The 9,881-nt window shown below is 56.0% G+C and carries 7 protein-coding genes and 1 tRNA gene; 2 read left to right on the top strand and 6 right to left on the bottom strand.

The window, feature by feature from the left end; all coding sequences use genetic code 11:
* Positions 1–183: 183 nt before the first annotated feature.
* The 5 genes from H5U08_RS04200 to gyrA form a co-directional block, all read right to left on the bottom strand.
* Positions 184–1,602, bottom strand: coding sequence for a sulfatase (locus H5U08_RS04200; protein WP_297030524.1), 1,419 nt, complete (start codon positions 1,600–1,602; stop codon positions 184–186).
* A gap of 72 nt (positions 1,603–1,674) precedes the next feature.
* Positions 1,675–2,535, bottom strand: coding sequence for a right-handed parallel beta-helix repeat-containing protein (locus H5U08_RS04195; RefSeq protein WP_297030522.1), 861 nt, complete (start codon positions 2,533–2,535; stop codon positions 1,675–1,677).
* Complete coding sequence (locus H5U08_RS04190; protein WP_297030519.1) at positions 2,532–3,605, bottom strand: hypothetical protein; 1,074 nt, start codon at positions 3,603–3,605, stop codon at positions 2,532–2,534. Before H5U08_RS04190 ends, H5U08_RS04195 begins: the two co-directional genes overlap by 4 nt.
* 41 nt (positions 3,606–3,646) lie before the next feature.
* Complete coding sequence (locus H5U08_RS04185; RefSeq protein ID WP_297030516.1) at positions 3,647–4,621, bottom strand: NAD(P)-dependent oxidoreductase; 975 nt, start codon at positions 4,619–4,621, stop codon at positions 3,647–3,649.
* A gap of 276 nt (positions 4,622–4,897) precedes the next feature.
* Positions 4,898–7,675 carry a DNA gyrase subunit A gene (gyrA, locus tag H5U08_RS04180; protein ID WP_297030513.1) on the bottom strand — a complete coding sequence of 926 codons (2,778 nt, stop codon included), beginning with the start codon at positions 7,673–7,675 and terminating at the stop codon, positions 4,898–4,900.
* Positions 7,676–8,153: 478 nt separating this feature from the next.
* Here gyrA and H5U08_RS04175 point away from each other — a divergent pair.
* Both H5U08_RS04175 and H5U08_RS04170 read left to right on the top strand, forming a co-directional pair.
* A tRNA-Leu gene (locus H5U08_RS04175) sits at positions 8,154–8,236 on the top strand.
* Between the two features lie 405 nt (positions 8,237–8,641).
* Positions 8,642–9,421 (top strand): SGNH/GDSL hydrolase family protein, encoded by a 780-nt coding sequence (locus H5U08_RS04170; RefSeq protein WP_297030510.1) that lies wholly within the window; start codon positions 8,642–8,644, stop codon positions 9,419–9,421.
* On the opposite strand, the gene H5U08_RS04165 is transcribed toward H5U08_RS04170, so the two are convergent.
* The coding region (locus tag H5U08_RS04165) for a tetratricopeptide repeat protein (RefSeq protein WP_297030509.1) at positions 9,415–9,881 on the bottom strand (467 nt) is incomplete at its 5' end. The genes H5U08_RS04170 and H5U08_RS04165 overlap by 7 nt on opposite strands.

The following is a 9,881-nucleotide window of genomic DNA, read 5'->3' as shown; positions in this document are numbered from 1 at the left end:
GCCATCAGGCCGCCCAACAGGATGGCCGCAACGATCAATCCAACGGTAAGCTTCTTCATGACTTCCTCCTCTGCTGCACATGCACAAGAAACCGCTCAAAGTCTTCAGGGTGACTAATCTCAGGATTCTTAATAACGCAATTTAGTCTTTTTTATTGTGTATAACATCATCCCGCGAGTATGGCTATTGATGGCGTTTGGGCAGAAGCTTGCTCAGTTTGGCCATGACTTCTGCATACTGTGGGTCGTTGGCAAGATTATGCATCTCTTGCGGATCGTTTTTGTGGTCGTAGAGCTCCTTTCCCTGGTTTCCGTCATCCCACTCCGTATAGCGCCAGCGGTCAGTGCGGACGGTATATCCAAAAACTGTTTGCCTCTTCACCGAGCGCGTCACCTCTGTGATCGCGGCCTCCTTTCCAGGAAGATCAGGATTATTGAGAATGGGAACCAGGCTCGTGCCATCCAGGTTGGCCGGGGGTTCGAAGCCGCAGAGTTCCGCCAAGGTTGGATAAAGGTCAACCATCTCGACGATCGCCCGGGTGGACTTGCCAGCGTGTTTCATGCCGGGCACCACAATCAGCAAGGGCACACGCGTGGATTCTTCGAACAGGGTGCGCTTCTGCCACAGCCCATGTTCGTGCATGTGGTATCCGTGATCACTCGTCATGACAATGATCGTGTTATCCCGCAAATGGAGCCGTTCTACAGCATCTAAAACGCGACCGAGCTGAGCGTCCATGAAAGTGATCGCCGCGTAATAGGCTTGGACGGCCTGCTTCTTCAGATTCTCATCCATTGCCGCTTCTTCTTTTTTCAAGGTAACGGCAAGTTTGGGAATAGTATCGAAGTAACCTGGCGGAATACTGGGTACGACAATCCGCTCGAGAGGATAAAGACTGAAATATTCCCGTGGAGCGACATAGGGAGTATGGGGCCGATAAAAACCAACGGCTAAAAAGAACCGCTCATGCTGATGCTTTTCGAGCAGTTTGATAGCCTCCGTGGCACCGATGCCGTCTGTTTGCTCCTCATCCGTGCCATCAGCAGCAAGCCAGCTCAGCGTGCCGCCAAATTGCCCCGGAACGAGACTGAATATCTTAGCCTCCTCATCTTTATCCCGACCGCGAGGATTCACTACGAGATCCCACGATTGCGGATCGTCAAGGCCGCTTGTGCCGATTTGTGCGGGAACCCCGTAATGGAAAATCTTCCCCACCCGGCCGGTGAAGTAACCCTTTTTGCGGAAGAACTCGGGCAGGGTCACGCATTCCGGAATATTCTCGCGAAAATGGACGCTGTTGTCATAAACACGTGTGTGATCAGGTCGCAGACCTGTTAAGAACGATGCCCGGCTGGGATTGCAGAGCGGAAACTGGCAGTAGGCACGGTCGAACCGCAGGCCCCAGCGAGCCACCCGATCCACATTGGGTGATTTGACCAACGGATGACCATATGTCGCCAGGTTCGTATTGAGATCGTCGGAGATTATAAACAGGACGTTGTACCCCCCGGGTTGACCGGTTTCCTCTGCCTGAGTTAGAGCATGCGGGCCGCACAGGGCCAGAACCAAACCGAGCATGCAACTGAAACGTGCGTAGCGCATCGCCTCCTCCTTTTCAATCGTGCCGGACTCACCGACGCCGTGACATTCTTTCCAACCGATCGTCGCCCTCGACTAGCGGGAAGGGGAGCCGGAGTTCCCCATTTTTCGAGGGCCAACCGCGCTTTCGACTTCGGCGGGCGGCTCCCACTGCCCGGCTTCTATCACGCGATCACCTTCGAATCGCAGTGTTTTCGGGTCTGTGCGGTTATAACGATACGGTGGTACCCCAGGTTGGCAGACGAGTGTGTTCCGACGCAGGGTGATTTCCAGCGCCTTATGAAAGCGGATCGGACTTCGCCCAATATTGTAAATCGTTTGTCCTTCGACAAGAATGTCACTGCTTCCCTCATCCATAAAAATACCGTTACTCTCCGCACCATCTTCATTGGGCGGAATATCATGGATCAAATTATTGACAATCCGAGTTCCAGGTTGCCGGCCTAGCGTATAAATACCCCCGCCATCATGAAGAATGAGCATGCAGTGATGAATATGATTCGCGCGAATAATATTATCGCGGCAACCCGTTGGTTGATCATTCCAGCTCCAGCCCACGGATATTCCTGTGTAGGGCAACTGGGCCACTTCATTGTGTTCGATAACATTCCCGGGAGAAATCCCGATCCAGATGCCGACGGCCTCAAAGAATTGCACGCCACATTCACGAATAACGGAATCTTCAACGTGAATGCCGTATGTGCACCCGTTGTTAAATGGTGAAGTCCATTCGGGCGATACATCCTTGAGCGGCCGGGTTAGTGTTTCCCCAATATTGATACCGTTTCCCGATATATCGTGGAAGAAACACCGCCGAACAACCCCGTTGCGGCACTCGCGGCGGAACCACAGACCGGAACCGCCTAAATGGCGAAACGAGCAATCGACGAATGCGCAGCCGTCGGCCAGGTCCAGCGTGACAGCCGCCGGCATCATTTCTCGCCCTGTCGATTGTGGACCTCGCCGAGGCTCATAAATGGTGGCCTGCCCGGCCGCATAACCCGCAGCCGGCAGATCGAACCGGCAATGCTCGAAGACAATTCCCTGCCAGTGAACATGGCGTACCGGTACGCCGCTCGAGCTGTCACCCCTGATCTGCGCGAGTGCTTCCAAAACAGGCACGACCGCCTCGATCCTCTGCAGGCTCTCACCAGGCTGGGGCAGATACATGATGACGCCTTTTCTGTGTCGAGCCGCCATTCACCTGGCTGATCGAGCATCCGTTCACCGTTTTCCAGGAAATATCGGGCGTGCGGCCAGTGGCCGATCTCATAATGAGGTGCAGAACAACCGACCCTCTGGCTGAAAACAACCTGTAAAGTTTGAGGATCAAACGACAAAATCTTCACGCGGGACGTGGACCAGTCGTGAAGATAGACGAATTCACAACCCGCGATATTGCCTTCAAACGCCCACGCGTCTTCAGGTCGGATGAAGAGACTCGTCCTCTTGTCGGGACCCGGGCGATCGATTCGGAAAAAGCCGCTGTTGGGGGTGCGCGCCCGAACAGCCCTGCGCCCATTGATAAAGAGTTCCCTCGTCAAAAGAGGTTGGTTGTTGACGGAAGGAATGGCCACTTCCCAGTGTTGGGCCACTTGTTTCCAGCCGGTGAGAAGACGACCTCCGCTCACCACCGCCTTGCCGACATTCGCCGCGATAAAGCGGAGATGACCAGGTCCCGGATTTTCCGTAGGAGTGATGATAAGCGGGTGCTCCAGGCGATACACACCGTCGTCGAGCACAACGTTAATATCAATGTTTGGTCCCTTCTTGTTACGGACGTTGCGTACGAGTTCGATCGCCCGCTCCAGCGACGCTACAGGTTGCTCAGCGGTCCCCGGTGATGAATCTCGCCCGTGCGGTGAAACATGAATTTCAACCACTTCGTTGGAAGCCCAGGCGACGCCAACTACCGTGGTCTGTAGTATCAGCAGTAAGATTACTAATTCGCGATAAAACGGCGGCAAGAGCGCGAGAACGTTTGGCGAATTTTTTGCAATTTTCATAAGAGTTCCTCGTGGTCGGGAATTTGGCGAATATCAAAATATCAAGGCTGCCCAATAGAACCTTTTTTGACGCGGTCAAGCCACCAGTGGTATGTGTCGCGCACGGTTGTTTCGAGGGGCATTTCCGGCTTCCACCCGATTGTTCGCGCGAGCTTGTCGATGCGTGCGATCGGATCATACTTCAGACCGGGCCGTATTTCAATCACCGGCCGAGCGGGATCGGCCAGCCTATGAAGAAGTCGAAAGACCTCGCCGCTGGTGCGGGGAACTCCGGAGCCCACCAGATAAATGTTGCCCGGCTGGCCCTTCTCAGCCAAAAGACGGTACGCGCGAACCACGTCGCGGACGTCGCAAAGATCGATCACGGCCTGTGATGTGTGAATTTTAACGGGCGAGTCTCCCCGAGCGAACTGGGCCGCCCAGGCGGGTAACATCATCTTTTCTGACTGCCCCGGCCCCGTATGGGGAAACGCGCGAACGATGATAACAGGAAGTCTCTTTCTCTGATGAGCTTCCAGGAGGATTTCTTCGGCTGCAAGTTTTGTTTGTCCGTAGGGGTTACGGGGTTGCACCGGATAGGTCTCGTCAACGAACGTGATTCCGTCCTGCGGCACGCGATAAACGTGACTCGTGCTGGCAAAAATAAATCGCGGTGGTTCCGAAAGAGAAAGCGCGAGCTCCACAAGCCGCCGTGTTCCTTCCACATTGACCGCCCAGGCGAGGTCGGTGGGCTGCGTGTCCCCGCACATTTCCGGCACGGAGATGGCCGCAAGATGGTAAATCACGGTCGGGCGAAAAGTGCCGAGAAAGTCAACAACATCGCGTGGAGGGCCTCCGGGTTTTGCAAGGTCCCAGAAAAGCACGTTTCGCGATTCAGGAAGCTCGCCCCAAGATACTAAAGATTCTTGCCATGTGTTCGCAATGCCCGCTACTTCATCTCCCTGGTTCATCAGGTGCTGACATAAGTGCCGCCCGACAAACCCCGTCACTCCTGTGATTAGAGCTCGTTCGGCCATCCTTTGTTCCCGCGTTTACCCGCCACGTTGTGGTTTCCGACAGATAACCATGAGTGTACGTCCGGCCGGAATGGTGGACAACCATCAGGCGAACACCCCTTGAGAAAAGAAAACTGCCAATTGCCTTGGGGTGGCGGCCTTTAATCGAAGCGCAATCCGCGTCTTATTTCTTCTGTGACCAAGAACTAACTCCCCGGTAAGCCTGATTAAGACCACAGCCGACCGTGTTAGCCGGTCTCATTCTTGCGAGCGTTGTTCAATCCTGCGCGTGAAAGCTCATTCGCGGTTGTCGGTGGAGTTGCCCGGTTCCGCGGGGATCCGCTTGACCGCCACAACGGTGTCCCCTTCGTCCAGCGTCATCAAGCGGACACCCTTTGTGTTTCGGCCGACAAGCCGGATCTCACTGACCCGCAATCGCTGTGTTTTACCCTTAGCCGTCATCATGAGAATCTCATCGTCGTCGTGCACGACGGCCACTCCCACGACGGGGCCGTTTCGGGCATCGGTCTTGATGTCGCGGATTCCTTTCCCGCCGCGGCGCTGCGTCCGGTAATAGAACTGAGAGCCGACCTCTCCTTCGTCACCTCCCTCACTTTCCGCTCCTTCCGGCTCCTCGACCGGGGTTTCTTCCTCCGGTAGCTCCTCGTCGGCGGCGCTCGTTTCCGTTTCTTGTTCAGGCTTTTCAAGGTCCTCGTCCGTGACTGGGCCCGCAGTGCTGGCTCCAATGGGAGTGCGTTTGCCATAGCCGTGGGCACACACCGTGAGCAGGCAAGCGTCCGGCTCCGCGACAACCAAACCGACGACTCGGTCATCATCCATCAGCGAAATGCCCTTGACTCCGGCAGCGGCGCGGCCCATCGGACGTACATCCGATTCGCGAAACCGGATGGCCATGCCTTTTTCGGTGGCCAAAAGCACTTCGTCCCCTTTTTTGGTGACCACAGCTCCGACAAGCTCGTCGCCTTCACGCAGTTTGAGGGCGATAATTCCGCCACGGACGGGCCGGCCGTAGGCTGAGAGCGCGGTCTTTTTCACGAGTCCCCGGGCTGTTGCAAAGAGGAGGTAATGATCAGGTAGCGAAAAATCGCGAACAGGCCGGCAGGCGGCAACCTTTTCTTCCGGTTGAAGGTTGAGGAGGTTCACGATAGCGCGTCCCTTGGCGTCACGAGGGAGTTCCGGAAGTTCGTAAACTTTTCGCCAGTGCACGCGACCAAGATTTGTGAAAAACAGAAGATAGTCGTGAGTTCCCGCGAGAAAAACATGCTCGATGGGATCTTCATCATCCACCCGAGCACCTTTCAAACCCTTGCCGCCCCTTCGCTGCGCGCGATAGGCCGATACGGGGGTCCGCTTGATATATCCCGCGGAACTGATCGACACGACCATCATCTCGTCGGGGATCAGTTCTTCGATATTGAAAGCGCCCACCTCTTGATCGGAAATTTCCGTGCGGCGCGGATCCCCGTACTTGTTCTTTATTTCGGTCAACTCCTGCTTGATAATCTCAAGGATATTTTTCTCGTCAGACAGGATTCGATTATATTCTTTAATATTCTCCAATAAACTGCGGTGCTCTGACGCCAGTTTTTCCTGTTCGAGGTTAACGAGATGCCCCAGTGTCATCCGCAGGATGGCGTCTGCCTGAACCGGAGTGAGGAAATACTCCTCGGCGACTCCACGTTCTTTCTGGAATTGGGCAAAGCCTTCTTCGCCCAGTGCCCGCGCAAGCATGGCCGCAGGACAGGCGATCGCCATGAGCCGTTCCTTCGCCTGGGCCTGGGTTTCTGACGTCCGGATCACACGAATCACTTCGTCGATGTTAGCGAGAGCGAGGAGAAGCCCCTCGACAGTGTGTTTCCGCTGGCGGGCCTTGGAGAGCAGGTGCTGTGTCTTGCGACGGATGACCGTCACGCGGTGACGCACAAACTCCTGGAGAAGCTCCTTGAAATTGAGCAGACGGGGTTTGCCGTCAACAAGTGCCAGAAGATTGATGGAATATGTCTGCTGTAGAGGGGAATATTCATAGAGTTGATTGAGCACGATTTCCGGGTCGGCATCGCGCTTCAATTCCAGAACGATGCGAACGGGCTCTTTCAGGTCGCTTTCGTTGCGGATATTCGCAATTCCGGATATCTTGCCCTCGGTGACGAGTTCCGCAATGCGCTCCTCGATTTTATCGCGCTGCTGCTGGAAAGGAATTTCTTTAATAATAATGCGATAACGATTGTCGCGATATTCTTCGATAACAGCCCGTGCACGGATAACGATTGTCCCGTGACCTGTCAAATAACCCTGACGGATTCCCCGGCGACCGCAGATGATGCCCCCGGTTGGGAAATCTGGTCCGGGAACGATGTCCATCAGTTCATCGATGGTAATGTCGGGATCATCAATGAGTGCGATGAGAGCATCGCAGATCTCGGTGAGATTGTGGGGGGGAATCTCGGTGGACATCCCCACCGCGATCCCGGTGGCCCCGTTCACGAGCAGATTGGGGAATTTGGACGGAAGAACGGTGGGTTCGAGACGCCGCTCGTCGTATGTGGGAACAAAGTCGACCGTGTCCAGCTCCAGATCTTCCAGCATCATCGCGGCATACGGCGACAGTCGGGCCTCTGTGTAACGCATGGCCGCCGGAGGCAGACCGGCAATCGACCCGAAATTTCCCTGCTTGTCGATGAGCACGTAGCGCATGTTCCATTCCTGCGCCATGCGGACAAGCGTCGGGTAGATGACACTCTCGCCGTGAGGGTGGTAGTTTCCGCTCGTGTCACCGCAGATCTTCGCACATTTGACCCGTGCCGCACCAGGCGTCAGGTTCAGGTCGTTCATCGCCACCAGGATACGACGCTGCGAGGGTTTGAGACCGTCGCGGACGTCGGGCAACGCCCGACTGACGATGACGCTCATCGCATAGGTGAGGTAACTGGACTTGAGCTCATCCTCGATGGGAAGAGGAATCAAGCGGCTGCCGTCGCCGTTGCCACCGGCTGCAATGTCTCCGCTCGTTTGGCCAGTATTTTCCGCTTCAGGAAGATCCGTTGCGTCAGACATAATCACACGTATCCGTAACCGTGAGGTGGGAGCTCTCTACGAAAATGAGCCTCTCCTGGCTGTTATTGCGCGGAAGGCCCCTCGATCTCGCCGCACCGCCATCCTCCATCGCAGGAAGGAAATCTTCTGCTGGAAGCTGGCCGGCGAGGCCTTCGGGCTCCGCTTCAGAGGTATTCGAAACCTTCAGTGTACCATATCGCAAGGCTACTGGCAATCACGCCTCATTTCGCAACGTGGCGCGTAAGTTATTGACACGCAAAAACTTGTGTGGCAGCCTTTGCGTTCAGGCTGGACCGGGACTTGCCATCTCGCCGAGTTGGGAGCATACTTAAGAAACGCAAAAAATGGCACACCTGGCTGTTGACCGCGCGGGGGGCAACTCTGCCCGTACCTTGACCGGAAAGGTTGTCACCATCGCCGCCGGGTGTGGTAACGAACACCGGCGCGGCAGCGCACGGGTTGCGCGGGGGAACAATTGGCCGGAGTGGCGGAATGGCAGACGCGCTGGACTCAAAATCCAGTGGCCTTCGGGCCGTGTGGGTTCAACTCCCACCTCCGGCACTCGCACCATCGGCGGAACTTCAGCGGACAGTAATATCTGAGCGTCTAAACTGTTTCGACTCGTCTGCGGCCGCGTAGCGCTCCGGCATTCGGAGTCATCCCGCGGCATGAGCTCTGGATTTTGGGTTTGGCATTTTTTTTGCGCGTTACCGTGGGCTGCTGTGTTCGTGGCTCTTCTCCCGAAACGAGACAGAGTTCGAAGAAAGCCTGCGGGCAAGGAAGTCTGAACCGGTACGCGGCGACCGGGGAGCCTTTGAGCTGATCCGCCGTTTCATGTCGGCCTACTGGCGTCCAATCGGCAGACTGGCTAATCTTGGCGAAGCATAGCGCGCCGATGTCTTCAGCGATGGCGTGGTCAACGGACTTTGGCGGCTCATTTGTTCTCGAGATACTGGAGGTGTAGCGATGGTCCGAAAAACATCGTTGTTTTTGGCTTTGATCGGCTATTGGGGTATGCTCACGGCCGCAGAGGAAGCGGAAAAACCCAAGGATCCAGTGCTGGAACGCATCGATTTCATTTACAGCGAGATGTCGCCATTGCAATGGACGCCCCCGGCCGACCGTTGGCGATACCTGGACCGGACAATGGAGATTCTTCGGCGCGGTGGGACCCTCCGGGTGGTCATGCTTGGCGACAGCATCGTCAACGATACAAGCCGTTCTGCGTGGGAAAAGCTCGTCGAGCGTCACTATCCCGGTGCTCATATTGAGAAGATAACATCCGTGCGCGGCAGCACGGGGTGCTGGTATTACAAAGATCCTGCTCAGCTTCACGAGTACGTCCTCAAGTATCGACCCGATCTGCTCATGATCGGGGGCATCAGTCATCACGACGATATCGAGTCGGTGCGCGAAGTCATCCGGAGAGTGCGAGCAGAACTGGAACCGGACCCTGAGATTCTTCTTATGACACCCTGTTTTGGCCACAAAGACCCTCGCGTCGATCCGGAGTGGACTTTTGACGTGCCTTCGGAGGGCAGCAGCTTTCGCACGCGATTAAAGAAACTCGCGGAAGAAGAAAAGACAGGATTTCTGGACATGACGGGACCATGGGGGCAGTACATCCGAACGTGCGGCGAAGATATCCACTGGTTCAAACGGGATATCGTTCACGCCAACGCGAGGGGGGAAGCCATCCTCGGGAGAATCCTCGAGAAATTTTTTGCCTCCTCGCCTGATCAGTAAGGGTGCTCGCGCTCGGGCACAGAAGAGAGCTGTGATTGTTCTTGAATACGCTGGGCCCAGGATGATCGCGCGACGTCGAGCTGGGTTTGAGTGCTCGGACGATCCCTCAGACCGAGTCGGAGTGTACCCGAGGACGCCTGAAAGGCTGCCTGTTTGATCTCGTCGCCTGGTGTCTGCGCGTCCGGACCGGCAATCGGTTCGGGTGAGTCCTGATACGGTTGCCAGGAACGACTGGCGATCGCATTTTCGGGGAAGAACGATTGACCGGTGGAAAGTCGCAGAAGGCTTTCCCTCGCCAGCTCGTGACCGGGGTTGATTGCGAGGGCCTTTTCCAGTGATTGCCGTGCCGCGTCGAGTTCCGTTCGGACCCACTGGACATAGGCGAGATTGTACCATGCGTCAGCCTCGCTCCCACCGCGGCGGAACTGCTCAAGAGCTTCCTGGTATCGGCCCTGGTAAC

The organism is Thermogutta sp., assembly GCF_014359955.1.
In the GTDB taxonomy this organism is placed as follows: domain Bacteria; phylum Planctomycetota; class Planctomycetia; order Pirellulales; family Thermoguttaceae; genus Thermogutta.
This window is presented reverse-complemented; position numbering and strand designations above follow the sequence as displayed.